The organism is Leptotrichia buccalis C-1013-b, from assembly GCF_000023905.1.
Taxonomy (GTDB): Bacteria; Fusobacteriota; Fusobacteriia; order Fusobacteriales; family Leptotrichiaceae; genus Leptotrichia; species Leptotrichia buccalis.
In genome coordinates this window covers 1,716,445-1,742,707 of record NC_013192.1, presented here as the reverse complement: position 1 = coordinate 1,742,707, position 26,263 = coordinate 1,716,445, and the positions used below count along the sequence as shown (strand labels likewise).

Annotated in this window: 23 protein-coding genes and 1 riboswitch; of the genes, 17 read left to right on the top strand and 6 right to left on the bottom strand. The window is 28.4% G+C overall.

Annotated features, from left to right (window positions below; all coding sequences use genetic code 11):
- Positions 1-105: 105 nt before the first annotated feature.
- The 4 genes from LEBU_RS08125 (at position 106) to LEBU_RS08110 (ending at position 4,990) form a co-directional block, all read left to right on the top strand.
- The gene (locus tag LEBU_RS08125) at positions 106-987 is read left to right on the top strand and encodes a LysR family transcriptional regulator (RefSeq protein ID WP_015769859.1); all 882 of its coding nucleotides are present in this window, start codon (positions 106-108) and stop codon (positions 985-987) included.
- The gene (locus LEBU_RS08120; RefSeq protein ID WP_015769858.1) at positions 971-1,618 is read left to right on the top strand and encodes a putative quinol monooxygenase; all 648 of its coding nucleotides are present in this window, start codon (positions 971-973) and stop codon (positions 1,616-1,618) included. The genes LEBU_RS08125 and LEBU_RS08120 overlap by 17 nt, the downstream gene beginning before the upstream one ends.
- Positions 1,619-1,682: 64 nt before the next feature.
- The gene (locus LEBU_RS08115) at positions 1,683-2,648 is read left to right on the top strand and encodes an aldo/keto reductase (RefSeq protein ID WP_015769857.1); all 966 of its coding nucleotides are present in this window, start codon (positions 1,683-1,685) and stop codon (positions 2,646-2,648) included.
- A gap of 512 nt (positions 2,649-3,160) precedes the next feature.
- Positions 3,161-4,990, top strand: a complete 1,830-nt coding sequence (locus LEBU_RS08110; RefSeq protein ID WP_015769856.1) for a DKNYY domain-containing protein — start codon at positions 3,161-3,163, stop codon at positions 4,988-4,990.
- A 58-nt stretch (positions 4,991-5,048) separates the two neighbouring features.
- On the opposite strand, the gene LEBU_RS08105 is transcribed toward LEBU_RS08110, so the two are convergent.
- Both LEBU_RS08105 and LEBU_RS08100 read right to left on the bottom strand, forming a co-directional pair.
- Positions 5,049-5,951, bottom strand: a complete 903-nt coding sequence (locus tag LEBU_RS08105) for a DUF3784 domain-containing protein (protein WP_015769855.1) — start codon at positions 5,949-5,951, stop codon at positions 5,049-5,051.
- A gap of 29 nt (positions 5,952-5,980) precedes the next feature.
- Positions 5,981-7,630 carry a tannase/feruloyl esterase family alpha/beta hydrolase gene (locus LEBU_RS08100; RefSeq protein ID WP_015769854.1) on the bottom strand — a complete coding sequence of 550 codons (1,650 nt, stop codon included), beginning with the start codon at positions 7,628-7,630 and terminating at the stop codon, positions 5,981-5,983.
- A gap of 304 nt (positions 7,631-7,934) precedes the next feature.
- Here LEBU_RS08100 and LEBU_RS08095 point away from each other — a divergent pair, with 304 nt between their 5' ends.
- From LEBU_RS08095 to LEBU_RS08075, 5 genes are all read left to right on the top strand, one after another.
- Positions 7,935-9,215 carry a leucine-rich repeat domain-containing protein gene (locus tag LEBU_RS08095; RefSeq protein ID WP_015769853.1) on the top strand — a complete coding sequence of 427 codons (1,281 nt, stop codon included), beginning with the start codon at positions 7,935-7,937 and terminating at the stop codon, positions 9,213-9,215.
- 122 nt (positions 9,216-9,337) lie between these two features.
- On the top strand, positions 9,338-13,333 hold the full coding sequence (locus LEBU_RS08090; RefSeq protein ID WP_015769852.1) for a PAAR-like protein: 3,996 nt from the start codon (positions 9,338-9,340) through the stop codon (positions 13,331-13,333).
- A gap of 25 nt (positions 13,334-13,358) precedes the next feature.
- Positions 13,359-14,288 (top strand): hypothetical protein, encoded by a 930-nt coding sequence (locus tag LEBU_RS08085; RefSeq protein ID WP_015769851.1) that lies wholly within the window; start codon positions 13,359-13,361, stop codon positions 14,286-14,288.
- Positions 14,289-14,474: 186 nt separating this feature from the next.
- A complete protein-coding gene (locus LEBU_RS08080) occupies positions 14,475-16,640 on the top strand; it encodes a hypothetical protein (RefSeq protein ID WP_015769850.1) in 2,166 nt (721 codons plus the stop codon).
- Between the two features lie 240 nt (positions 16,641-16,880).
- Positions 16,881-17,729, top strand: a complete 849-nt coding sequence (locus LEBU_RS08075; protein WP_015769849.1) for a hypothetical protein — start codon at positions 16,881-16,883, stop codon at positions 17,727-17,729.
- Positions 17,730-17,859: 130 nt separating this feature from the next.
- On the opposite strand, the gene LEBU_RS08070 is transcribed toward LEBU_RS08075, so the two are convergent.
- Entirely contained in the window at positions 17,860-18,402 is a 543-nt protein-coding gene (locus LEBU_RS08070; RefSeq protein ID WP_015769848.1) for a hypothetical protein, read from the bottom strand.
- Positions 18,403-18,676: 274 nt separating this feature from the next.
- On the opposite strand from LEBU_RS08070, the gene LEBU_RS08065 reads away from it, so the two are divergent.
- The 8 genes from LEBU_RS08065 to LEBU_RS08030 all read left to right on the top strand — a co-directional run bounded on the left by LEBU_RS08065 (position 18,677) and on the right by LEBU_RS08030 (position 24,204).
- Positions 18,677-18,874 carry a cold-shock protein gene (locus LEBU_RS08065; RefSeq protein ID WP_015769847.1) on the top strand — a complete coding sequence of 66 codons (198 nt, stop codon included), beginning with the start codon at positions 18,677-18,679 and terminating at the stop codon, positions 18,872-18,874.
- A 124-nt stretch (positions 18,875-18,998) separates the two neighbouring features.
- Entirely contained in the window at positions 18,999-19,856 is an 858-nt protein-coding gene (locus tag LEBU_RS08060) for a histidinol-phosphatase HisJ family protein (protein ID WP_015769846.1), read from the top strand.
- Between the two features lie 156 nt (positions 19,857-20,012).
- On the top strand, positions 20,013-20,765 hold the full coding sequence (locus tag LEBU_RS08055) for an LPS biosynthesis protein (RefSeq protein ID WP_015769845.1): 753 nt from the start codon (positions 20,013-20,015) through the stop codon (positions 20,763-20,765).
- 5 nt (positions 20,766-20,770) lie between these two features.
- A riboswitch (TPP riboswitch) is annotated at positions 20,771-20,861 on the top strand.
- Positions 20,862-21,017: 156 nt separating this feature from the next.
- A complete protein-coding gene (locus LEBU_RS08050; protein WP_015769844.1) occupies positions 21,018-21,329 on the top strand; it encodes a thiamine-binding protein in 312 nt (103 codons plus the stop codon).
- Positions 21,301-22,056, top strand: coding sequence for an ABC transporter permease (locus LEBU_RS08045; RefSeq protein ID WP_015769843.1), 756 nt, complete (start codon positions 21,301-21,303; stop codon positions 22,054-22,056). Before LEBU_RS08050 ends, LEBU_RS08045 begins: the two co-directional genes overlap by 29 nt.
- A 48-nt stretch (positions 22,057-22,104) precedes the next feature.
- A complete protein-coding gene (locus LEBU_RS08040; RefSeq protein ID WP_015769842.1) occupies positions 22,105-23,079 on the top strand; it encodes an ABC transporter substrate-binding protein in 975 nt (324 codons plus the stop codon).
- A gap of 27 nt (positions 23,080-23,106) precedes the next feature.
- Positions 23,107-23,865 carry an ABC transporter ATP-binding protein gene (locus LEBU_RS08035; RefSeq protein WP_015769841.1) on the top strand — a complete coding sequence of 253 codons (759 nt, stop codon included), beginning with the start codon at positions 23,107-23,109 and terminating at the stop codon, positions 23,863-23,865.
- 69 nt (positions 23,866-23,934) lie between these two features.
- Complete coding sequence (locus LEBU_RS08030; RefSeq protein WP_015769840.1) at positions 23,935-24,204, top strand: GNAT family N-acetyltransferase; 270 nt, start codon at positions 23,935-23,937, stop codon at positions 24,202-24,204.
- A gap of 102 nt (positions 24,205-24,306) precedes the next feature.
- On the opposite strand, the gene LEBU_RS08025 is transcribed toward LEBU_RS08030, so the two are convergent.
- The 3 genes from LEBU_RS08025 to LEBU_RS08015 all read right to left on the bottom strand — a co-directional run bounded on the left by LEBU_RS08025 (position 24,307) and on the right by LEBU_RS08015 (position 26,055).
- Positions 24,307-24,876 (bottom strand): histidine phosphatase family protein, encoded by a 570-nt coding sequence (locus LEBU_RS08025; protein WP_015769839.1) that lies wholly within the window; start codon positions 24,874-24,876, stop codon positions 24,307-24,309.
- A gap of 431 nt (positions 24,877-25,307) precedes the next feature.
- Positions 25,308-25,676: a TIGR02328 family protein gene (locus tag LEBU_RS08020; RefSeq protein ID WP_015769838.1), complete on the bottom strand. Its 369-nt coding sequence runs from the start codon at positions 25,674-25,676 to the stop codon at positions 25,308-25,310.
- A complete protein-coding gene (locus tag LEBU_RS08015) occupies positions 25,660-26,055 on the bottom strand; it encodes a YbgA family protein (RefSeq protein ID WP_041760636.1) in 396 nt (131 codons plus the stop codon). Before LEBU_RS08015 ends, LEBU_RS08020 begins: the two co-directional genes overlap by 17 nt.
- Positions 26,056-26,263 lie beyond the last annotated feature (208 nt).

The following is a 26,263-nucleotide window of genomic DNA, read 5'->3' as shown; positions in this document are numbered from 1 at the left end:
AAAATATAAAATTAGAAAATTCCTCTCTAATATTAATTTGATTCGGTATTAACTTAATGTTGAGAGGATTTCATTATAAATAAAATAAAAAATGAATGAGGATTTATGGAATTAAGAATTTTAAAATATTTTTTGATGGTTGCAAAAGAGGAGAATATAACAAAAGCGGCAAAATCACTTTATATCACACAACCGACATTATCACGACAATTGGCACAGCTCGAGGAAGAGCTGGGAGTTAAACTTTTTACGAGAAGTAATCATAAAATTTTATTGACTGAAGATGGGAAGTTTTTACAGCGAAGGGCGAGGGAAATACTTTATTTAACGGAAAAAACGAAAAAAGAGCTGTCTTATGACAATGAAATTGTTGCTGGAGAAATATCTATTGGATGTGGCGAATTTTTGGGAATGAATGAACTTTCAAAATTACTCTCGGAATTTCAGGAAAAGTATCCAAATGTTAAATTTGACATTTATAGTGGGACGGCCGAAGATATTATTTATAGAATTGAACACGGTTTTTTAGATATGGGACTTGTGTTTGACTATATAAATAAGGAAAAGTATAAATTTATAAGATTGAAACAGATTGAAGAATGGGGACTTTTGGTTAGAAAAAACCATAAATTGGCTTCAAATAAATTTATTTATCCAGAAGAAATCAAAAAAGAATCAGTAATTATTTCTAAAAATAAATTAATTCAAAATGAATTTGCAAATTGGATGGGAATTCCTACGGAGAAATTAAATGTTGGCGCTACTTTCACACTGGTTTATAATGCTGCGATGATGGTAAAAAATGGAATGGGAATGGCAGTTTGCTTAAAATTAGAGAATAATTTTGAAGATTTGAAATTTATTCCATTTTATAAAGCAGCAATTTCTAAGACAATTTTGGCTTGGAAGCCGTGTTTGAAATATTCAGTAGCAACAGAAAAATTTATCAAATTTATTGAGGAGAAAAGAAATGCTACTAATTTTTAATATTTTTGAGCTTGGTGTCAAAGAAATCGAAAAAAATGCATATGTGGCAGTTGGTAAAAATAATATTACAAAGTCAGTTTTAAATGATGAAGGGACACTTGGGATGTATTTGGTTCAGGAAAAAGAAAATCCCAATATGACTTATATGTTTGAGGTTTATGAAGACGAGAAAAGTTACCAGAAACATATCAAGTCAGAACAATATAAAGAATTTTTAAGACAATCACCAACAATCTTGACTAATCATAAAAAGAAAATTCAAGTAATGCCAGAGTATATGGGAGATAAAAAGTTTGTGCAAACAAGAAATACTCGTGTAAATTATGTTACAGTTGATGTAAAAGAAGGATTTAATGATGCTTTCAGGGAAATTGTACTTGATGAAATGAAGCAGTCGATAAAAAAAGAAGAAGGTGTTTATGTGATTTATGCTGCAACGGCAACAGGAAATCCGAATAAATGGTACTTTTTTGAAATTTATGAAAATGAAAAAGCGTATCAAAAACATAGGAAAACAGCTCATTTTAAAAAATATATTGAGCAAACGGAAAATATAATTGAAAATAAAGAATTTATAAATATTGAAGGTGTAAAATTGTTAAATAAGGGTAATTTAAATTATGCAAAATAAAAAATATTAAATTTTGAACTTTGGTAAAATAACAAATTATGTAAAAAAACGGAGATGATTTCAAATGAAAAAAACAAAAATACAAGAAATAGAAATACCTAAAGTAGCACTAGGAACTTGGTCTTGGGGATTTGGAGGAATCGCTGGAGGAGATTCGATTTTTGGAAATAAATTAGGAAAAGATGAATTGAAACCTGTTTTTGATAGAGCAATGGATTTGGGACTAAAATTGTGGGATACTGCAACTGTTTATGCGAGTGGTCAATCTGAAACTATTTTGGGAGAATTTGTAAAAGATAGAAGAGATGCGATAATTTCTACAAAATTTACACCTGAACTTGCTGAAGGAAGAGGAGATAATGCGATTTTTGAATTTCTTGATGAAAGTTTAGAAAGATTGAATAAGAAAGTCATTGATATTTATTGGATACATAATACAAAAGATATGGAGGAGTGGGCACCTAAATTGGTTGATGTGCTAAAATCAGGAAAAGTGAAAAAAGTAGGAGTTTCTAATCACAATTTAGAACAAATAAAATATGTGAATAATCTTTTAAAAGAAGCTGGATTTCAGTTGCATGCTATTCAAAATCATTTCAGCTTACTTTACAAAACAATTGAAACAACTGGAATTTTAGATTATTGCAAGGAAAACAATATTGCAGTATTTTCGTATATGGTACTTGAACAAGGTGCTTTATCTGGAAAATATACAAAAGAAAATCCATTGCCAGCTGGAACAAGAAGGGGTGAAGCATTCCCGCCTGAAACTTTGGCAAAATTAGAGCCATTATTTTATGAAATGAAAATTTTAGGTGGAAAATATTCTGCAACAATTCCTGAAATTGCAACTGCTTGGGCAATATCAAAAGGAACAATTCCAATAATTGGAGTTACAAAACCTAATCAAGTTGATGATGCCAAAAGAGCTGCAAGTGTTGAATTAAGTGATGAAGATGTTGAACTTATGGATAGAGTAGCTATTAGTACAGGTGTTACTGTGAAAGGTGAATGGGAAAGTTCGATGTAGTTTATTCATAGAGTAAGCTTTATATCTGGTGTTTATAGAAACGGATAGTTTGAAGGAATAAGAATAAAAGCGTTGAAATATGCTAAAAAATTGTGAAATTAGTTAAACAAATTTAAAATATATTGTTAAAAAATAATGTTATTAAACAGCACCAAAAATTTTGGATACAAACAAGATTAGAGGTGCATTTTTTTGTTAAAAAAGTAAGTTTATTTTCAAAAACTTGATTTTATTACAATATATACTCGAATCCATTTAAAATAAAACTATTAAAAATTATATAAATTTAGAGTTTGAGTAAAATAGTCATAGCTTTTGAGTTCGCTTTTGAGGCAGTTTTACTATACAATAAAAATCATTAGAAATATAGAAATTTAATAGGGTAAATTTCAAAAAAATGATATAATAAAACCAGAAATTGAAAAGAAAAAAAGATAATATGTATAACAAAAAATTACTGTATTTTAAACGAGGTTTTAGTATAAGAATTAGATATTTAAAAAGGAGTCGATATGAAAATTAGGAAAAATTTGTTAAAAATTTTAACATTGCTTATTTTATCAGGAAACATTATAAATGCGGGCTATATTAAAGAAAAAAATAAAATTTATTTTACTGATGAAGCTACAGAACCTGAAAGAAAGGAAATTGTAAAAAATGTAGATTTCAGGACTTTTAAAATTTTTGAGGAAAATGATGATTTTGCAAGTGATAAAAATAATATTTATTACAAAAATAAAAAGTTAGAAAATGTAGATGCGGACTCTTTTCAAATAGAAAATTCTTTTATTGCAAAAGATAAAGATAATGTTTTTTATATTGCAAATAATGAGATTATAAAAATTAAAGGCTTTAGTCCAGAAAAAAGTAAGGTTATTGTTCAGTTTTACGTACCAGCTGTATTAATTAATAAAAATGGTATTTATACTTTTGATAAATATGAAAATGGAGAAATTACGATAAAGTCAATAAAACCTGCTAGAATAGATATGAATACTCTAGAAGTCGTGGACGGAGAAAACATGACGATGCTTTTGTACTTAAAAGATAAAAATAACGTTTATTTTATTAATTATAAAGAAAGTGAACAGAAAATTTCAGATATTGATGTCGAAAATGCAGAGGATGCGGGAAATGATAACTATAATATCGATATTGAAATAAAAAAATTAGAGAGTGCAGATAGCGGCAGTTTTAAAATAGATTCTATATACGGGAAAGATAAAAATAACTTATACTTTTTAAATAAAAAAATAACAGGTGTAAATCCTAAAACTTTTAAAGTTGTTGGCTCAAATAAACTTATTATCAAAGATGACAAAGGGGTTTATTATCTTGGAAGAGAAGAAGTGAAAAAAATCCAAAATGCTGATTTAAATACTTTTGAAGAAGTATCGAAAGAGTATTATCGAGATAAAAATAATGTTTATTATTATGATAATTATGATGGCGATGTAAAAAAAGTTAAAGGGGCAGATGCAAAAACTTTTGAAGTAATAGATGGTTATGCGTTAGGAAGAGATAAAAATGCCGTTTATGACAGAGGAAAGCGGATAAAAGGCTTGGATCCCGTGACGTTTGAAGATTTGAGTGGAAATTTTTACAAAGATAAAAATGGAGTTTACTACGAAGGAGTATTGATGAAGGGAATTGATTCAAAAACTTTTGAGCCATTTGTCAATTATACACATGTGAAAGATAAAAATGGAATACACCACTTTTATCAAAAGGGCAATAACGTTGTTGTTGAAAAAGTTGAAATTTCTCCAGAAATTGATTTGAAAACTTTACAACCTATTGAAAATTATTCTGAATATTCAAAAGATAAAAATAATGTTTATTATAATTTTAAAAAAATAGAAGATGCAGATGTAAAAACTTTTGAGCCTGAAGGATATTCCATTGGGAAAGATAAAACAGGAGTTTATTATGGAACACATAAAGTAAGTGGTGTAGATGTAAATAGTCTTGAAGTTTTGAAAAATGATTTTTTCAAGGATAAAGACAATGTTTATTATAAAAATAAAAAAATGGAAAATTTTAAACCAAAAAACTTTGAAGTAATAGACTATTCTTTAGTAAAACAAAATAAAGATTTGTACTATTTTACTGAAGATGAAAATGATAATACAAAATTTGTCCTATTAGAAAGTAAAAATGTCGATATTGATACTTTTCAAATTCTTGATGAAGATTATACAAAAGATAAGAATAATGCTTATTACAAAGGTAAAATTTTTAAGGAAGCAGATGTAAAAACACTTAATAAACACTATAATAAAAATGATGACGGATATAAGATAAGAGATAAAAAGAAAGTGTATAAAATAAAAAACAAATAATTTGAAAAAATAAAAATGATGTAGAGAAAATTAATTCAAAACATCATTTTTATTAAATTTAAATCTCAAGAAATTTTCTGCACACAACACCGATAATTATTAGTATTAACCCAATTATGCCAGGTATTAGAATTTTTAAAGTTTTCTTTTCAACTTTCTCATTAAAGTTTATTAAATAAAATAATCCTGAAATAGTTATTAAAATTGTTCCACAAATCATACTCCATGTAGAAAAATAATTACTCTTTAATTTTGATAAACTAGAAACACCTAATCCTATTACTGAAAATATACTTAAAAATATTCCCATTATTTCTAATATTTTTTTATCATATTTTTTTTGTTCATTAATTAACTCTCTGTATTTTTCTTCTATATCTTTTGTTTCTTTTAGTTGTTTATTTATTGTTTTTTCATGAGTTTCTATTAGTGTTTTTATTTCTTTTTCTTTTCTTTCAAAATCTGTTAGTAAAATATCAAATCGATATCGAAATAATGGTTTTTCATATTCCCAAATTAGTAATAATTTTTCATCAATTTCTTTTTTTAAATTATCTATAAACTTTTGAAATTCTCCTTTATTATCATCTATTATAGCTGGCATATACAGTGATGGATGTATTTCTTCTTCCATTTTAATCAGTTCTTTTTCTATTTCATAAATAATCCTATAATTCTTTTTAATATTTTCCCAATATTTCAAAAATATATCTTCACTTTTAGAAAAATTATCAAATTCTTTATAATTATCATGATTAATTTTAGCAATTTTTCTTTGGATTTTTTTTAGTTTATCATAATAATTTTCATCTTTTGCTGAATAGTAGTCATATTGGTAATCATTAAATTGATTTTCTTGAGACAATGCTAACTGTTGTTGATGGTCTTCTTTCATCTCTTTGAAATATTCATGTTCTAATTTTTCAACTTGCCATTGTGATGAATATTTTATTTTACTCATTTATACACCTCATTTTTAAAAGTTTAGTTTTATTTACACTCAAAACTACTAGCCTTATTCTTATCTCCGCCAATATAAGTCGCTACCTTCGGATATGGACAAAGTGGCTGTTCCTTATTTTGATCTGGATATTCTTTTCCAGCTTTTCCAATGATATAATCTGGGGCAACACCGTCTTCTGTCCATTTTTCAAGAGCTGTCAAAGCATCAAAATTTTCCATCGCAGGGCCTCCACCGCAATGATTCATTCCTGGAACCATGAATAAACGTGTGAAACTGTCAACATTTCCCATATTTTCCACTAATTTTTTATACCAGTCTCTAATATCATGAGCAGAAAACACAGGATCTGACACACCTTCATAAATAATCATTTTCCCGCCACGAGCTTTAAATGTTGACAAATCCGTTTTATCAGCATCATTTAATCCACCAATTTCATTGGTTTTTGCAACATCCTTATCAAAGTCAAATTCTGTTGACTTCATTCCAGGTTTTGCAGGTTTCATATAATAATCACTCAAACTGGATGCTCCCATCATGAAATTCATTGAATTTGGTGTTCCCGTTTTTGAGGTACCGTGTTTCCACATACGCCAACCTCTTGTACTTATTCCCGCATCATAAGGCCATGATGCATAAACATTTTCTCCTTTGCTGTTCTTTGCTCCATTAAATATTGCATTTAGCAAATCAACTTTTTTCTTGCCAATTTTTTTCTCAATCATTTCCGGTTTAAAGTCACACTTTTCCCAGCTGTTTATAATTCCATCTTTCAATCCATCTTTAGCATCACATCTATCAACAACACCTTGAACAACTGCATTCAGATCTTCCTGTGTCAAGGCATCTGCGACTATCTTATTGCCATTTGCATCAGTAGGCGCATATTTTAGAAATTGATTATTATCCCATGCTTCACCAATCGCAGCTTTTGATAATCTAAATCCAGGATTTCCGGCTACAATTCCATCAAATTCATTTGGATAGTACATTGCAGCCTGCATTGCTTCACGACCACCATTTGAACATCCCATAAAATAACTATGTTTTGGTTGATTACTATACATTATTTTTATTAATTGCTTTGCAACATTTGTAACTTTCCCAGTAGACTGAAATGCATAATTTAAAACTGCCTGCTGATCTTTTGCAAAGCTTGTATCTCTTGAGCCTGAATGTCCACTATCAGTACTTACAACTACATATCCACGAGTCAGGGCAGGTGTTGCTGTTGACCCTGATGGACGAGCTTTTCCAACTGCTGGTGAAACAGTTCCATTCAATCCGCCTCCGCCTTGAAACAGAAATTTATTATTCCATTTCGAAGGCAGTCTTAATTCAAAACCAATCGAGTAATCTTTCCCATCTGCACCTTTTCTCTTTTCAATTTCCCCTCTAACTACACAATGTGCGGGAGCCGAAGCCTTAGCTGTACTGGAACCACTAAATCTGGCATTTTCATCTTCTTCCAAAGGTCCTTCCTCTTTCCATTCTGTACTTGTAATCTCAGTCTGATAAATTTTACTGTTTTTTAAACTCATACATTTTTCCTTTGTTGCTTCTGTAAATACACCTGATTTTTTTTCAATTTTTTTATTATTCGCTCTTTCTGCAAAAGTTGTAATTCCTGTTGCTATTAAAAGTGATGAGATCACTATTAATTTAAACTTTTTCATTATGATACCTCCTAAAAATGAACTATTGTTTTACCATTACTAGTATACCATAAAAAATATAGAGCTTAAAGTTATGAATACTTCCAAAAAATTAATTGACTTTAAAGTAGTCTTCGGAGTTTTTTTACTTTTACTTAAAGATAAAAATATTGCTTCTATTATCTTCGGATCTTGTGAATAATTTTGTAAAAATTTATTTTTTTATTGACAAAATTTAAAACATAAGGTATTATTATATAAATTAAAATAAAATTAATAATAATAAAATTTTTAAATAAAATCTAATTATAATAGGAGGTAAAAAATGAAAAAAATATTTGGAATATTTGTTTTATTATTACTTATGGTTTGTAATAATAGTAGAAGTCAAGGATTAAAGAAAAATAGTGAAATAAATTTTCAAAAAAATGAAAGTTGTAAAAAATTAAGTAAATTTGATGTTAATTCTGAAAAAATTGAATTGAAAAACTCAAATTTGACAGAAATAAATTGTATATCTAACTATAAAAATGTGAAAGAACTGGATTTAAGATGGAATAAAATAAAAGATATGACACCATTGGAAAATTTGAAAAAATTAGAAGTTCTAAAAATAAATTTTAATCAGATAGAGAATATAAAACCGTTATTAAATTTGACAAATTTAAAGGAACTATGGATACATAATAACAAAATAAATGATATTAGAGGAATTGAAAAATTAACAAAGCTGGAACATTTGGATGTAAGTTTTAATCCATTGAAAAATGGAGTTGAGGAAATTTCTCGATTAAAAAACTTAAAAAGGTTGGAATTACGTGAAATTCCAAAGGAAATTGTGGATTATGTATATGAAAATTATCATAATTTTATGATTCCTGAAAAAATATTTATTGAACAAAAATATCCAGAACTTGCTCAAAAAAGGGAAAATACGATAAAATACTCAAACTTTTCAGAATTTGAAAATAAAATAAATGGCTTTGAAACAGTAAAAATTGTAAAGGAACTTTCTACAAAGGAAATTGCACTGGATAAACTTCCAAAAGAAATTTATAAAACAGTTGAAGAATATAATAAAAATTCTACAGAAGCAAATGATAAAGTCGAAAGTGTAATGTTTTTTACAAATAAAACTTATTCAATATACACACTTATTTATCCGTACGCTTATGCTGGACAATCAAACAGGCAGACAATTTTTACAAAAAATGGAAAAATAATTGCAAGTGATACAGTAGATTTAGGTTATCAACTGGAAAGTATTGATGGAGATAATCTGTTTTTATCAACAGTTGCGGCAAGTGGTGCCACAAATTATGCAATAACGGATATGAAAAGCGGGAAAATGTGGAGAGAGGAATATAGAGATTTTGGAGAAATAGCTCCTAAAAGGACTGGTAAAGTTTTTATAACGACTTCAAGGGAAAATATTGTTAATGTAAGAGAAAGTTATGGCTCAGACAGTTCTATAATTCATAAATTAAGGAATAATGTTGCCGTTGAGGAAATTTCAAATGAAGAAGGCTGGAAATATGTGTATTTTTATAATAAAGATGGGGGATATTATATGAAAGGATACATACATAAGAGCCAGTTAAAATAATTTATGATAAAAATTAATTATAAATAAGAAGTTTTAAGATAAAAGAGAGGATGTGATAGTTTTATTTGAGTTGATAAAGTTAATTTTAGGAAAATCATAAAATTAAAAGGGGGAAATTAATTGTGGTAAATAGGAAATTTAATGGGGTAGATATTGGGGATAGTGCGGTTGAATTTTTTGAAAAATTGGCTAAGCTGGAAAGTGGAGGAAAATATAATTTAGCAGATCAAAAATATTATATTGGAAAATATCAAATAGGAACAGATATTTTGATGGACATGGGGTGGCTTCCAAAAGGCTCGACTTGGGCAAATGCGAGATTTATAGGTGAAGGTGCCACAAAATGGAAATTAACAGGAAAACAAAGTTTTTTAAACACTCCAGCAGCTCAAGATGAGGTAATAATGCGTTCTGTTAAAATGAGATGGGCGACTTTGAAAAAACATAAGGATAAAATTTGTAAAAATATAGCAGTTCCTAAAAATGCAGTTTACAAAGCACCTGGAAAAGTAACAGCTTCTGAAGCAAGAGTAAAAACAATAATAATGAAAAAAAGAAATCAGAGATATAAAGCAGAAGACTTAAGAGGGAAAAGTTTTTTACTTACATCATCTGGAATGCTTGCCGCCTCACATTTATGTGGACAAGGTGCAATGTCTAATGCTTTGGAGAATAATTTTAAAGGTGTCTGGGGAATACCAGTAGATGGGAATGCAATGCCTTCCTTACTTTATGCTGAAAATTTAGCAGGACACGATTTATCAGTAATTATTGGATTTAAAGATAATTGTGAAATTGGGACTAAAGTTGTAGAGAAGAATCATACTCAAACTGATAATAAAAATATAAATAAGCAGGCTGTGGTTCAGCAAAAACCTAAAACTAATGTTTCAAATAATTCTCAACAAAAATCAATACAAACACAAAATTCAAATTCAACAGAAAGTACTGAAAATAATAAAGCAGGTGTGTTTACGTTTAATGGACAAAAATTTGAAGAAGTCTGGGATAGTGAAGAGTATAAAAGGGATAGAGCTGAAAATGGAAAAGCTCCTGAACTAGCCTTTGTAAATCCTGAAGAAGCTATTTTGAAGAGACTGCAAGCTAAGTTTCAAGATGAAAATCTTTATAATCAGGATTATGTAAAATATTTGGAAACTAAGACTGGCAAAAAAGTGCTGGAAGAGAATAAGGAAGATATAAATGTTATTTTGAAAATGTATGATGAGGCAACAAGGGACAACGAAAACATTGGGAATGTGATAAAGCAGCATGGATTTGATGTTTTGAGGGGAAGAGAAGAAAATAATGAAGTTTTGCGGATACAGGATATAGTTTATTATATTTATTCATATCCTATTTCAAATAAAACTAGTGTAGAGTCACTAGAATATGTACTTAGTCAATATTCAGCAAAATATGTGAAATTTCCTGATAAAAAGCCTGTAAATAAATTTAAGAAGCAAAATGATTATGTGGATAAAATACAGGGTGTGATTCAGATACATGTAAAAGATGAGGAAGTTAAGATTGAAAAAAATCAATTACCTGAAAAATATGATAAATACATGCAAGGAATAAAGGATATTGACGAAATTATTATAAAAGTTAGTAAAAAACAGCCGTCAGAATTGCAAAAGACAAGATGTGAAAATTTGATAAGGGAACTTGGTGAAAATGAGTTGGAATATGAAAAAACTTATTTGATGGATGAAAATGGGGTTAGACAGTTTCCTTTGTCAAGAAGGCTAATTGACAATATAATAATTGAATTTTTGAAGGTGCAGGCTGGATTTAAGGAAGAAAATGAAATTAAATATTTTGATAACCATAAATACAGAGATAGTAATATAGTGAGAAATTACTTGTTATGGTATATAAAAAAACACAAGGGAATAGATTTGCCTTCAAAAAATGAAATGGGACTGTTTGACAGGCTTGAAAAGATTGGGAAGGATATAAGAGTAACGACCGTTTTAAATGACTGGATAACTTCAAAATCAGCTATAAAGGTAAGAAATATCAGGAAAATAAGTGATTTGATAGATGAGGTCTATGAAAATTACAGAGATGACTCTGACTTTGAAAAAGACAAGGGTCTTATTTTAGCATTATTTAAGGATAGCAAAGAATTGAGAGATTATGCTGCAAATATTGATTCTATGGACTTGTATTCTTTTTATAAATCATTTTATGATTTGGAGAATGTTATAAATCCTACTGGAGAGTTATTTGTAAATACTAATTGCATGTTAAAGTGTACACTTGGGAAAGACATCAGCAGATTAATAATAAATGAGGATAGAGTAATGCTTAAAGGAGCAAAGCAGGCAAATATAAATGATACAAACATTCAGCCTTTTAAATCATGTAGCGCTATTGGGACTTGCCAACCTGCATTAATAGGGACATGGGAGAAAAATACAGATGTGAAAGTGAGAGATAAGCCTGCATTACTGGATATTTCGACTATACAATGCACGCATGGTGGAGTGATAAGTATTGATGACGCTGGACAAAAAGATGTAGGAACTGCGGTTACCAAAAATAAGGAAGTTAATGAAGCTGAAAGAGATGCTGATTGTCAGTATAAGCTATTAATAAATATTTGCAGTGATATAAATAATAATTTTATGCAGACACAGCTGAAAAAAGAGGCACAGAAATATGCCAAATGGAAGAAATATAAAACTGGAGTAACGAATACCACGCGTTCGTATTTTGCAAAAGATGAAAAAAATATGATTGAAATGCAAAAATTAAGTAAATCAAAGAAGAAAAATCCTGAAAATTTTATAAATGCAAACAAGTCAAAAGTGCAAATTGCAAATCAAGAAGCTACTTCAGAAAAGGAAAAAAATTTAAGACAAAGAATATTTTACGCATTCAAAGAAGCTTACAAGAGTGTAAAACAAAAATCAGGACCTAAATTTGATACAAAAGGGATAATAAAAAATTATGGGTTAAGTCTGTGCGATTACGAAAGAAAAAATTTTTATTCTGCAAAAATGCTGCCTGTAATAGTCTATGGTTACTTAATGCGAGCTGGAAACTTGACTGTAACAGAAAATGCAAAAAGATTAATCGAATCAGAATTAAATAATGATATAAATGTCACTAATACAGAACAAGTAAAGTTAGAAAACTATAAAATACAAGATAATGTAAAGCAGACAAAATTTGTTCCGAAGCAAAAGATAAAATCATCAGATATTACAAATTGGATTGGAATAGGAAAAATGCTTTATACATCTACAAAATACCCTCCAGATACAAAAGATATTTTAAATGGAATAAGAAAAAATGGAAGAAGTTTGGCTGTGTGTCCATTTAGTCAGGGAGAATGGGACGAAACTCATGGTTCATCAAAAGCTATAAATTCTAATAATGCTACACAGAAAAAAAATGACAATAGTCCTAAAATAGAGATTAATGAGGGTACAACTAAATATCAGTCGAATATTTTGAACTCAAAATCTAGTACTGTAGAATCTGTTAATAAAAATACAAAAGTGGAAAGTAATGCTAAAAGTCAAAATAATACTAAAAATTCTCAAGAAGTTGCGAGTTGTAAAACATGTCCACATACTGGGATACAAGGATATTATACAATAAGTGTCAGAAGAATAGAAGAAACAAAATTATCGACTTTATCTGAATTTAGCATACTGGACCCAAGCGGTAAAAAAGTGCTAGGATATGAGGGTTATATTATTGAAAGAGAAGGGCCTGATACGGTTGAACCGTTGAGAAAGAAAAGAATAATTGCAGGAACACATGAATTGAGATGGCACTATAGAGGTGAACCAAGAAATTATTGGGCAATAGGAGTATTTAATCATCAGAAAGATAACAGGGGCTTGAAAAAAGAATTGATCCATCCAGAAAGATGGATATTAATTCATCCTGGCACAAGTAGAGGTAGTTCGATAGGGTGTTTAATAATTGCAAAAAATTATTATAGAGATGGTTTGATACACAGATGTGATAAATCAAAATCTTTTGAATTTATGAAAAAAATTATAAGTTATACTGTTCAAGTAGAAGGAAAAAAACTTAAAAATCATGAAGTATTAAGAAAATTTAAATTGAAAGTATCAAATGAATTTAGAAAATAAATAAATTGATTTCAAAGGAGATGATATGAGAGATAAAATATGGATTTTATTGTTTTTATTAGTTGCTTGTCAAGCTAAAAATAAAGAAGATATACAAAAGTACAATGGGAAAATAAACTTTGTAAAAGAGGGGAAACAAAAAGTGGAAAATAAAAGTTATAGTGCAAAAAAATACATTAATCTTGAAAAATTTAATAGTGAGTATTCTTATTGGGATATGATTAATGAATATTTGAAAATATCTTCAATAAATACGAAAAATAGAGAACTGGAGAAATATATTCGTTTGAAAGAAAAAAAAATGAAAAATTATAAAATTGGTTCTGAATTACAAGAATTTAAAAATTTAACTCAAGAAGAAAAAGTTATTCAAATGATGAAGTTATTAATTGAAATGAGAAAAAAAGAAATTCCATTATTATTAGCAGATAATGAATATACAAATAATATGTTATTATCAACATTTGGTAATTATATTGAAAAATATAAAGAAAAAATACACCCTAAAGAAAAACTGATGTATCAAATATTAGAAAAAAATTTTAATATTAAAGATATTGAAATTATATTAAGATATTTAACATATAACTTGGAATTTGGGAATTATGAAATTGATAAAAAATATAATTTAACAAATGTTGATAATGTTTTGAATAAATTGTCAAAGATGGAAGGAATTTCAGAGGAAGAGTGGCTGGTTAGAGAAGGAAATCAAAATAATAAAGTTTTTGAAAATGAAGCTGATAGTATTTTGGGATTTATTTATTTGTTGAAAAATAACAAAATATTAATAACAGGCAAAAATAACAAAATATTAAAAGAAATAAAAATTACAGATTATAAAAATACAGATATGGCAATTTATAAAGGAATATTTTATATTTATGATGATGGTAAAATATACGAATATTTGCTTAAAAATTTGAATGAAGTCAAAAGATATGATGTAAATTAAAAATAATGATATTGACAAAATTTTAATTATAGTGTATCATTATATTAATTAAAAATAAATTAAAACAAAAGAAGGGGGAAAATAAAGTTATTTGAAATATTATATAAAATTAGTTTAAATGGATGTAAAAAGTCGATAGGTAATAGTTAATTTTTATATGATATTAAGAATAATTTTAAAAGGAATATGGGGAATAAGAATGTTATAAATCAGACTAATCGAACGATTTTATTTGAGGAAATTAATCCAGAAAAAATGGATATTTTGACACTTATTAATGATTCTAAGGGGTTGGATTCACTTGATGACGAGAATATTATTGAAATTAACCAACATCTTTTAGTTGGGAGCTTTGATGAATTTTTGGAAAAATTTGATCCGAAAGTTTACAGTTATTTTGATGCAGAAAGTCAAAGTATCAGATATATTTTGAAAAAACCTGAAGGGATTCCTGAAGATTTGATAACGGAAATTAAAATAAATAATGGAAATATGTTTTTCAAAATGTTAAGTACATTGATTGAAGCTAGAAAATCACAAGGAAACAGAAATGTTGACTTTAAATTTGAAAATATTTTGGAATTAATTTCGCCAAAAAAAGTTATCGAGGATATTAAGCAGACAAGAAAAGAAATTGCATATATTTATCAGAAATACGAAGAACTGGATGATGAAAATCCGAAAAAATTGGAACTTGGAGATAAACTTAATTCAAAATTTGAAGAAGCCTCTGAGAATTACAGTAATGTACTTGGAATGTTGCCACTTGCAATAGAAGATATTAAAACAAGACTTTTAATTGGAAATGATTCAAATAATTTTAAATCAGAAAAAATAAAATTGGGAATGCTGCAAGTTGGAGAAAAAGGAGAACTGGAAGTCATTGAATATAAACAGGAAAATCAGACAAGCCTTGCGATGATTGAAGAAAAAAATACAACAGCCCTAGTTGAAGCTTTTCGAGATGATTATGAAAATGTGACAGATGAGCCAAATAAATATATAAGCGACTTGGTTGTTAGAACTTTTGTACCACTTGCAAAAACTTTTGTAGATGTTGATCCTGAACAGGAAGTTCAAAATTATAATAATTACTTGTCATTTTATAAATCAGCTCAAGAAGATTTTATAAAAATCGCAAAACCTTTAATTGAAAAGATACTAGGTGTAAAAATGTTTTTCGAGCAGTATGATGTCAGAATGGGAATGATGAAACCGACACTTTTAATTACAAATGTGAAGCCTGAAATGATAGTAAAAGCTGGAAATAAAGATAAAATTCGTGCATTTTTAAATACAACCAATGAGAAGAATGATTTTGATAACACAGTCTGGTTTGGAATTTATCCAAATGTAGATTTAGACGTGAAAAAGCCAGAAAAAAAAGTGCGTGAAAGATTTATGGGAACAAAAAATGAAAACAAAGCGGAAAAAAATACAATGGAAGTCTTGACCAATTTGATGACAGTTTTGGGAGAATACAGAGTGCAAGTGTTTTTTAATTTTGAAGGAAAACCTGAAACATCTTTTGACAATCTTGCAACAACAGGCGTTGATAAATATATTGAAAAAACTCAAGGACTGGAAAATCAGAAATATTCTGAATATTTAATACCAGTAATTCCTAATTTTACGATAATTCCAAAAGATAAATCAGGAGTAATGCTGGATTATAAAATGAAATTTGAAGAGGAAAAAGGTGTTTCACTTTCAAAGGAACAGGAAGACTTGTTAAAATTCTGGATAGAAGGAGTGTATGTTGATGCAGCGTATGTTGCAGCTGGAATAATCAGTGCCACACAATGTCCTAATTATCTGAAAGAACGATTTTCAGCAGTATCTCCGCAATATCCTGGAGTACGTTTTGATATTGAAGAAAGAGATAATTCTTATCATGCTAAAACTACGATGTCTAAGGAAATATCAGGCTTTACAAATACAATAAAGGATAAAATAAACCAGTTTAACTATGGATTTGTATTTTCATCGGACAATGCAAATATCGCACGTGAAAAAATAAGAAACATTGTTGTTTACAAAGCAAGAACATTGCTTAAAAATCCAGATGGAGGTTATGAACCACTTTATAAAACGCTTACAACAACTTATATTGAAAGAACTTTACGATTTACAACAACAGACTTTAAACAAGATAAATTAAACATGTTTTTCAGTACAAATCCTGAAAGCCAGAAATCAGTCTGGCTAAAAGATACAAAATTTGTAAATGGAATTATGCAAAAAGGTGATGATTTGTCGCATATAATTGATGTAGATAATGGAATTTGCCAGTTAAATATTACGTTTGCAGGGAATTTGAAAAATCTGCAAGTTGAGATTAATAAAAATTAATGACGAAAAAATTTGGAATCAGATTTAAAATTATATTCAAAATTATTTTATAGTAAAACTGCTTTAAAGTCGAACTCAAAAGCTATGACTATTTTACTCAACCCTAAATTTATAATTTTTAGCAGTTCAATTTTAAATGGGTTCGAGTATAATATCAAAATTGATAAAATCAATTTCTAAATAAAAAATGATTGTGATTTTTAAAGTCTGATTCTAAATTAGACAAAAGGTGGGGAAAAAATGATTGAAAATAAATATCCAATATTTGGGCATGGACAAACAATAAGTAAGGAGGCGCTTGATTTATTAAGGGATAATCCCGCTGAACTAACAAATTTAATGTATTTGGATCATAAAGATGGGATAATTACTGGATTTGATTTAATTACAGATTCAGAAAATAAACGGGTAATTGTAACAAAGGGAATTGTAAAATGTGGAGGAAAGATTTTCTGGATGAATAATAATTATAATTTTGATATGCCAGAAATTGAAAATCGTTATGTGTTAAAATTAAAATTATATTCAGATTTTGAAGAACGAAAATTTTATATTAGAAATGCTGATTTTTCACTTGAAATTTTAAATAATGATAATATAAATATCGAACAGGAAGAAACGGTAATAACAAATAATTTTGAAAATCAGAAAAATGATAAAAATAAAATTGGAGAAATAGAAATAACAAGATTTATTACAAGAACAGGGGCTGAACTTAGGAATGACTATAATAATTTTATAGATTTAAGACGTGATTTTAACTTGCTGGAATTAATAAATACAAAGTATTCTTCAAAACATGAACTAGGAACACTTCATCCTAAAATTTTAGAATTATTTGGAAAAGATGCTTCAAAAAAAGAAAATTTGGATATTTTCGATATAAATTTTTATGTAAATTGTTTGAATGGAAACGTTGAACGTGATGTTATAATTGCCTATATTAATTTAAAATTACATCTAGAGCGGGAAAATTATAGTAATGAGGAACTTTATCAACATTTAGTAAAAATTTTGGAAAATTTGGGAAAAGACAGGGAAATTGTTGAGAAAAAAAGAATTATTCCACGAAAAATAACAATTGAATAAATAAAAAATAAAACACTCAAACACTAATTAGTTAAAATATTACTAGTTGTTTGAGTGATTTTCATGAACTACTCCTATTTATAAAAAGCCTACGACTTCTTTCTAATATTCGTTAAATATGATAATTAATTTATTCAACTGAGAATATAAATTGATTTCCTGCATACAAACCTAATTTATTTTTATTCAATTTAAATGTATAAATACCATCAGTCAAACTATCAGTTTTTTCATTAAAAGTCAGATTTTTTACATCTGTACTTACTCCATTTTCATTCTCAACTTTATAAGTCACCAAATATTGGTTACCTTTTTTAGAAAATACTAAGATTCTATCTTCTACAGCAATTTCTTTATTCATTAATTTATCCAAATGCTGCAAAGTTTTACTAGCTTTGACTTCTTCTGGCTTTACTTGAGAAGGAGGTTGTTCATTACCAGATTGCGGAATTTCTGTAGCAGTCTGAGTAGTCTGAGTTGCCTGAGATTCTTGAGGATTAGCAGGATTCGCTTTAGCTTGCTGGTTATTATTGTTATTGTTTGTATCTGCTGAATTTGTTTGGTCAATTTGAATTTCATCCACATTTTCATCTTTAGGTTCTTCTGGTTTTCCACAACTTATTATAGCTAGTATCGTAAATAAACTTAATAACATGTATTTTTTTAAATTCATTAATTATCACTTCCTTTTTATATTTATTTTTATTTATATTTTATATTGTTTTGGACAAAATTACAAGATTTATTTGTAATAAATTATTTGTTTATATTAGTATTTTATAATATTTTTTTAAAAATCATTAAAATTTTAGAAAAAAAAACTATGCTTTTTAAAAAAAATGTGGTATAATAATATCAAATAACCAAAAGCAAGTAACATGTAACAAAAAATATATATTTGTAACAGTAACAGTTGTTTGAGGTGTAAAATTTTAGGAGGTAATACTTTGTTAGGTAAAGTAAAATGGTTTAACGACAAAAAAGGATTCGGATTTATTTCAGGAGAAGATGGAAATGATTATTTCTTACATTTCTCAAAAATCAATAAAGAAGGATTCAAAACAGTTAACGAAGGTGAAGAAGTAAGCTTTGATGTAGAAGAAGGACCAAAAGGACCTCAAGCAACAAATGTAATTTCTCAATAATCGATTAATTAATTTTTTGTTTAAAGAAAGGCTGTTTCAAAATGGTGAATTTTGGAATAGCTTTTTCCTTTATATATAGTTTTTATTTCAATTATTTTAATTATAAGGAAAGCGAGGAAATATTATGTTAGTAGATTATCATATGCATTTTGAATTTGGGAGTTATGATGAAGATTATGTAAATCCATTTTTTGAACAGGCAAAAAAGATGGGGCTGTCTGAAATTGGTATAACGGAACATACTCATGGATTTAAGGAATTTAAGGATTTGTATTATGAGGAATTGATTTTGGACGATAGTGAAACTGGGAATTTTCAGAAAAAATGGCTTGAGCAGAAAACAAAATTTGTTCATACATTAGATGAATACAGAGATTTTATAAATAAATTGAAAGCAAAAGGTTATCCAGTAAAATTTGGAATTGAAGTGTGTAATTTTAAAAATCAGGAGAAAGTCAAGGAAATTTTGTCAAAATACGAGTTTGATTACTTAATAGTTTCAATTCATTTTGTTAAAGGCTGGGGATTTGATTTCAGTGCTTTAAAACATAAATTTGTTGATGGAGATTTGGTGCAAATCTGGAAGGATTATGCCAAGGAAATTGAAGATGTAGCTAATACGGGAATGTATGATATTTTAGGACATCCGTTTAATTTACGAATGTTTAAAAATATTCCAGATAAAAAGAATGTTGATAATTTATTAGAAAATACAGCTAAATGCTTGAAAAAAAATAATATGATTGTAGATGTAAATACAGGTACATTTTATCGGTATCCAATAAGGGAAATTACACCATACCGCGATTTTATGGAATATGTTAAAAAGTACGATATTCCAGTGATTTTATCAAGTGATTCGCATTATGCGGAACATGTTGGAATGAAAATAAAGGAAGCTGGGGAATATGTGAAGGAATTTGGAATTACCGAAATGGTAACTTTTGATAAGAGAAAGAGAAAAATGGTTGAAATAGGATAATTCTGGATTTAAAAGTTAAATTGTTATTTTGAACGTTATTCATTTAAAAAAATTACTTTAGATATTTTTAATAATTTTAAAATTTTCATTGTAATATTTTTCTTTTTTTGATAAAATTAGAATATATAAAAATTAGATTTTGGAAAGGAAATAAAAATGAATAATGAAAATCAGCAGATAATAGATGCGAATATGATAATGAAAATTCTTTATAAAAACAAGTTTTTAATTGCTTTAACTACAGTAATAGTAATTATACTGTCTACAGCTTTTGTTTTTATAAATAAGTCTTTTAAATCAGATATTATTATGTATGGAAATGACAAAGTATTGACTGAAATTGGAGAAAATTCTCAATTTTCACTAAGTTCTTTTGACTTTTATTCTTTTTTGAAAAAAAATTCAAAAACTTTAAGAAATGTAAATTTACCAGAAGATAAATTTTTTAAGGAAATGACAACAAGATTGACAGCCCAATCGGAAACTAACGATCCAACCATAAAAATAAAATTTACTACAAATAATAAGACTGAAGGAGAAAATTTTGCTAAAGAATATCCGATGCTTGCTCAAAATTATTTGTTAGAAAGAAAAAATAAATTTTTGGATTCACAAATAAAATTATTGGAAGAACAGTATGCTTTTTTGACAAAAAATATTGATGTCCGAACAACAAAAGATTCTCTAACAGATACTTTAGTTTCGAGATTAGCATATTACCGTTTATTAAAAAATGATTCAAATCCAGTTGTAAAATATGTAAATTCCATAACAAAACCTGCACTAAATAAAAAATTAGTCATAGCTGGTTCTTTATTTTTAGGATTATTTTTAGGAATTTTAATTGCATTTGCAAAAGAATTTTCTCATACATTGGACTGGAAAGACATTAAGAAAAGAAAAAATTAAACAATCAAAAAATACTGGGGAGCAGATTTGCTGAGAATTAAACCCATATAACCTGATACAGATAATGCTGTCGGAGGGAGTATTTTATATAAAATAAAAAATAGTTTAAGATAAAGAATGAAATAATTTTAATTTTAAAGTTATTTATATTTATTTTTAAATTATAAAAAATTATAGAAATCTCCTTGTGATAAGGGGATTTTTTGTTTTAAAAATTTTAAATTATAAAAAATAAGAAAGGAATGGTAAATTATGGAAAGAAAAGAAATTAATGCGAGTATTGCAATTCAAGTATTGCCAAATGTTGTGGGAAATGAGGAAATTGTAAGAGTTGTTGATGAAGTTATTGAATTTATTAAAAGTAAAGGGTTAAAAATGAATGTTGCTCCATTTGAAACAACGATAGAAGGGAATTTTGACGAACTTATGGAAATTGTGAAGGAATGTCAAGTTGTGGCTGTGAAAGCGGGGGCTGAGGGTGTGATGTCGTATGTAAAAATAAATTATAAACCGAAAGGAGATATTTTAAAGATTGATGAAAAAATTTCAAAATATAACAGATAAAATTGCACCAAGTATTATTATTGCTGTATTATTGATGATTTGGCAAATTTTGTCAATGGTGAATATTATTCCAAAATTTATGTTGCCGTCGCCATTTGAAGTTGTAAAAGCGTTTGTTTATGATTTTCCACTGCTTATGGAGCATACAAAAATTACTCTGCTTGAAGCATTTTTAGGGCTTGGACTGGGAATAATCCTGGGATTTGCCGTGGCGGTTGTTATGGATAGGTTTGAATATGCGTATAAAATGATTTATCCTGTTTTGGTGATTACGCAGACAATTCCGACGGTTGCGATTGCACCGCTTTTGGTACTTTGGCTGGGATATGGAATATTGCCAAAGATTACGCTTATTGTTATGACTTCGTTTTTCCCTATAACTATTGGGCTTCTGGATGGATTTCGTTCGGCTGACAAGGATATGCTGAATTTGTTAAAAACAATGGGAGCAACGCCATTTCAGAACTTTATTCATGTCAAATTGCCAGGCTCATTAGGATATTTTTTCGCAGGGCTTAGAATTTCGGTTTCATATTCGATAATTGGAGCAGTTGTGGCTGAATGGCTCGGTGGATTTAGCGGACTTGGAGTTTATATGACAAGAGTCAGAAAATCGTATTCATTTGATAAGATGTTTGCAGTAATTTTTCTTATTTCTGCAATAAGCCTGCTGCTTATGTATCTTGTAAAAAAAATACAGAAATGGTGCATGGTTTGGGAAAAGTAAGTTTTTAAATAAAAAATTCAAAATAAAAAATGAAAAGAGGTAAAAGAAATGAAAAAGGTGTCAAAAATTCTAATTTTATGTTTAATCTTGGTTTTGGCTGTTTCGTGTGGAAAATCTAAAAATAATCAGAAAATAAAAATCGTACTGGACTGGGTACCAAATACGAATCATACAGGGCTTTATGTGGCAAAAGACCTAGGATATTTTAAGGAAGAAGGACTGGATGTGGAAATTGTGCAGCCGCCTGAAGGGAGTACAACGGCACTTATCGGAGCTGGAGGAGCAGAATTTGGAATAAGTTTTCAGGATACATTGGCAAAATCATTTGCAAAGGAGAATCCTGTACCAGTAACAGCTGTCGCTGCAATTCTTCAGCATAATACATCTGGAATTATTTCATTGAAGGAAAAAGGAATAGACTCGCCAAAAAAACTGGAAGGTAAAAAATATGCCACTTGGGAAGATAATATTGAGCAGGCTATTTTGAAAAAATTAGTAACAGATGATAAAGGTGATTTTTCTAAAGTAAAATTAATTCCTTATACTATAACAGATGTTGTAACTGGCTTAAAGACTGATGTTGATGCTGTCTGGGTTTATTATGCGTGGGATGGAATTGCTACAGAAAGGGCAGGGCTTCAGACAAATTTTCTAAAAATTCGTGACTATGGAGAAGAACTTGACTATTACAGCCCTGTAATTATTGCAAATAATGACTTTCTGAAAAAGAATCCTGAAATTGCAAAAAAAGTTTTAAAGGCAATAAAAAAAGGGTATGAATACGCAATGAAAAATCCAGAGGAATCAGCAAAAATCTTGGTAAAAAATTCACCAGAGCTTGATATAAACTTGGTAACAGCCAGCCAAAAATGGATTTCTAAAGAATACCAGTCTGATGCAAAGGAATGGGGAATAATTGATGGGAACCGTTGGAACAGATTTTATGAATGGCTTTACAAAAATAAAGCTGTAGAGCGTGAAATACCAAAGGATTTTGGATATAGTAACGAGTATTTGAAATAGAAAATTTATCAAAAGGAGAAATATTAAGTGAAGAAAAACAAAAAGCTTGAAATAAAAGATATTTCCATTTCTTTTGAAAATAAAAAAGTTTTGGAAAATGTTTCGGTTGATTTGTATGAAAATGAGCTGGTTTGTATTTTAGGAGTAAGTGGCGCTGGAAAAACGACATTATTTAACATTATTGCAGGACTTTTAAAGCCTGATTGTGGAAATGTGAAAATGAATGGAGAAGATATAACTGGAAAATCTGGAAAAATAAGCTACATGCTGCAAAAGGATTTGCTTTTACCTCATAAAAAAATTATTGACAATGTGGCACTTCCACTTGTGATAAGGGGTGAAAATAAAAATAAGGCACGGGAAATTGCAAAGCCGTATTTTAAAGATTTTGGATTGGAAGGTACAGAAAATTTATATCCGAGTAAACTGTCAGGCGGGATGAAACAAAGGGCGGCATTGCTTAGAACATATTTATTTTCCAGCGAAGTTGCTCTCCTTGACGAGCCTTTCAGTGCATTGGACGCCATTACAAAGCATAAAATTCATAGCTGGTATCTGAACATAATGAACAAAATTAAGATGTCAACTTTGTTTATTACTCATGATATTGATGAGGCGATACTGCTTTCCGACAGAATTTATATTTTGGCAGGAAGTCCAGGTAAAATTGCTGCACAAATAAATGTTGACTTAAAAAATAGCGAGAATAAAGCGTATAATAATGAAGAAATTATAATGTCAGAAGAATTTATCAAATACAAGCGGGAAATATTAAAATATTTGTAAATTTTTTTATTTGATTTTAAAACGATTTTACTATATAATAAGATAAAAAATTGAAAGGAAGTTTGAAAAATGGAAATAAGACACGTAGTAAATGAAGGATTTTTTATATTTGGAAAAAATGGAGATGAACTTGCAAAATTGACTTACAGAAAAGAAGGGGAAAAATTGTATTTTGAATCAACTGTAGTTTCTTACGAATTAAGAGGTCAAGGAATTGCAGGAAAATTGTTTGATGCTGGTGTGGAGTATGCAAGAGAAAATAGGTATAAAATTGTGCCAATTTGCAGTTACATTGTGAAAAAGTTTGAAAGTGGAGAATATGATGATTTAAAAGCCTAAAATTCAGTAAAAAATACAAAAGAAAAAGCCTTAAAATAAGATTTTTACAAAATTAGAATGATGAAAAAGGTAAAAGTCTATTTAAGGCGTTTTTATTATTTTTTATTTTGTGAAATCGTGGGTAATCATTTCGATGAATGTGAATTTTCCGTTTTCATATTCATATTTGAAAATTGCACAGTTTGGTACGCTTTCAAGTGGCGACTCACTATTCCATTTTTCAAAAAATACACGGCATACCATTCCGTGACTTACAGCCAGAACAGAATCGTGATTATCTTTTTCCATAATTTGAGTCAAAGTTTCATTTGTCCTTTTTTCCACATCTTCCCAATTTTCTCCACCAAATTTTCCAAAAAAATTTTTATAATCACTCGGGAACAAATCTTCGCTTTCACTTTCAAATACGCCAAAATGCCATTCTTTTATCCCTTTTAACCTTTCAGATTTTACTTTATTTTCAGTTATAATTTCAAGCGTATCACTAGCTCTTTCTTGAGTAGAGGAGTAAGCTGCATCAAAAGTAATTTCATTATTTTCAAAATATTTCTTAGCTATTTTAGCTTGTCTGATTCCTTCGTCAGTTAGTGGAGAATCACAGCTTCCTTGAATTTTTTTCCGTAAATTAAATAAAGTCTGCCCATGCCGCATTAAATACAAAGTCTTTTTCATAATTAAGCTATTCCTTTCTATTTTTATAGATATTCTTGCATAATTTCGTTTGTTTTTTAAATTTGTTATACCACATTTTCTCGTAATTATTAAATTAGAAAAAGTTTACACACGACAAACGAATGAAGATTAGATTAAATTTTTAATACTTGCAAACATAGAAAAAACAGCTATTAAAAAAATTAAGTAACTTGTTTTTTCGATAATATTTTAAATTTTTTATCTTAATATTTTTTTGAATATAATATTTTTCAATATTAGAGCATTTTAATAAATTTTTCATGTGTTTGTCGTGGGAACCTATAACCAATACTCTTTTCATAATTCTCTTTTCACAGCTGTTTTTGTTATCTAAAAATTATTACAAGAATCATTGGCTCGTGTCTCCCTTGTGGGACAATGAGTTGTGGTAGTTAAAACGATCAAAACTTTTATAGTTCCAATTTAATCCCTTTTTTTCGCAAGTTTTCGATACACTCAACTAAATATTCATTATCATGTTCTTTGTAAATCGGGCTATCTATAATTTTTTCTTCAAGATTATTGTAATTTTCTGCTTTCTTTCCCCTATAATTCTTATCTCTCCATTCTTTAGAAACTTTATACCCTCTTTTTTCCATTTCATCCATAACCAATGAATGATAAATAAATAAATAATATGGAGAATATAAAAATACATAATCTACTGTTTTATGTTTCTTTTTCCATCCATTTCCCCTAAGTGCACAACATTCTCTATGTTGACCAAGAAGCTGGTTTTTAGGCAATAGATGAATAATTTGTTCATGCCATAGTCTCATCTTTTTCTCCTGTTAATAAAGTAGATTCTTGTAAATATTTATTTGGATATTTCTTTAGTAAAGTATTGATATATTCAATTACCGATTTCTGATTATTTTTCCCTCCCATATATTCTTCCAGTATGTTAAATAATCCTTGTTTTTCGATCTTCGTTGCTTTTTTTTTGAAATATCCCCATAAATGAAGAATTGCATTACTAAAATCTTTTTTACTTTCTTTCATATCCTTTACTTTTTGTATTCTTTCATTAATAAATACAATATCAATTTCTTTTTCTTTCAAATACTTTCTTATTTCTAAGTATACTTTATGCGATTTGCTTAACACATAATATTTATTTTTTGCCCATAGCTCTTCGCATTCTTTTTTTTTATTCATGTGGTTCACATCAGCCCTTCTTTCAAGATATTCAAATCATATATGAGCATTAACTTCATCTATGTTCTCCTTTCAATTTTTCGTTAGTTATTTTTTTTAAAAGAGTCGGAAGAGCGTAGCCTCAAAGTGCTATATCATAATGGTAATCGCTTCATTTTTCGGCTCTTAGAATGACATCTTTTCTAATGCAATCTTTCTTATTATCTTC

Coding starts and splice junctions, on each gene's coding strand:
- LEBU_RS08125 (WP_015769859.1), top strand. CDS start 106: ATGGAATTAAGAATTTTAAAATATTTTTTGATGGTTGCAAAAGAGGAG.
- LEBU_RS08120 (WP_015769858.1), top strand. CDS start 971: ATGCTACTAATTTTTAATATTTTTGAGCTTGGTGTCAAAGAAATCGAA.
- LEBU_RS08115 (WP_015769857.1), top strand. CDS start 1,683: ATGAAAAAAACAAAAATACAAGAAATAGAAATACCTAAAGTAGCACTA.
- LEBU_RS08110 (WP_015769856.1), top strand. CDS start 3,161: ATGAAAATTAGGAAAAATTTGTTAAAAATTTTAACATTGCTTATTTTA.
- LEBU_RS08105 (WP_015769855.1), bottom strand. CDS start 5,951: ATGAGTAAAATAAAATATTCATCACAATGGCAAGTTGAAAAATTAGAA.
- LEBU_RS08100 (WP_015769854.1), bottom strand. CDS start 7,630: ATGAAAAAGTTTAAATTAATAGTGATCTCATCACTTTTAATAGCAACA.
- LEBU_RS08095 (WP_015769853.1), top strand. CDS start 7,935: ATGAAAAAAATATTTGGAATATTTGTTTTATTATTACTTATGGTTTGT.
- LEBU_RS08085 (WP_015769851.1), top strand. CDS start 13,359: ATGAGAGATAAAATATGGATTTTATTGTTTTTATTAGTTGCTTGTCAA.
- LEBU_RS08080 (WP_015769850.1), top strand. CDS start 14,475: ATGGGGAATAAGAATGTTATAAATCAGACTAATCGAACGATTTTATTT.
- LEBU_RS08075 (WP_015769849.1), top strand. CDS start 16,881: ATGATTGAAAATAAATATCCAATATTTGGGCATGGACAAACAATAAGT.
- LEBU_RS08070 (WP_015769848.1), bottom strand. CDS start 18,402: ATGAATTTAAAAAAATACATGTTATTAAGTTTATTTACGATACTAGCT.
- LEBU_RS08060 (WP_015769846.1), top strand. CDS start 18,999: ATGTTAGTAGATTATCATATGCATTTTGAATTTGGGAGTTATGATGAA.
- LEBU_RS08055 (WP_015769845.1), top strand. CDS start 20,013: ATGAATAATGAAAATCAGCAGATAATAGATGCGAATATGATAATGAAA.
- LEBU_RS08050 (WP_015769844.1), top strand. CDS start 21,018: ATGGAAAGAAAAGAAATTAATGCGAGTATTGCAATTCAAGTATTGCCA.
- LEBU_RS08045 (WP_015769843.1), top strand. CDS start 21,301: ATGAAAAAATTTCAAAATATAACAGATAAAATTGCACCAAGTATTATT.
- LEBU_RS08040 (WP_015769842.1), top strand. CDS start 22,105: ATGAAAAAGGTGTCAAAAATTCTAATTTTATGTTTAATCTTGGTTTTG.
- LEBU_RS08030 (WP_015769840.1), top strand. CDS start 23,935: ATGGAAATAAGACACGTAGTAAATGAAGGATTTTTTATATTTGGAAAA.
- LEBU_RS08025 (WP_015769839.1), bottom strand. CDS start 24,876: ATGAAAAAGACTTTGTATTTAATGCGGCATGGGCAGACTTTATTTAAT.
- LEBU_RS08020 (WP_015769838.1), bottom strand. CDS start 25,676: ATGAGACTATGGCATGAACAAATTATTCATCTATTGCCTAAAAACCAG.
- LEBU_RS08015 (WP_041760636.1), bottom strand. CDS start 26,055: ATGAATAAAAAAAAAGAATGCGAAGAGCTATGGGCAAAAAATAAATAT.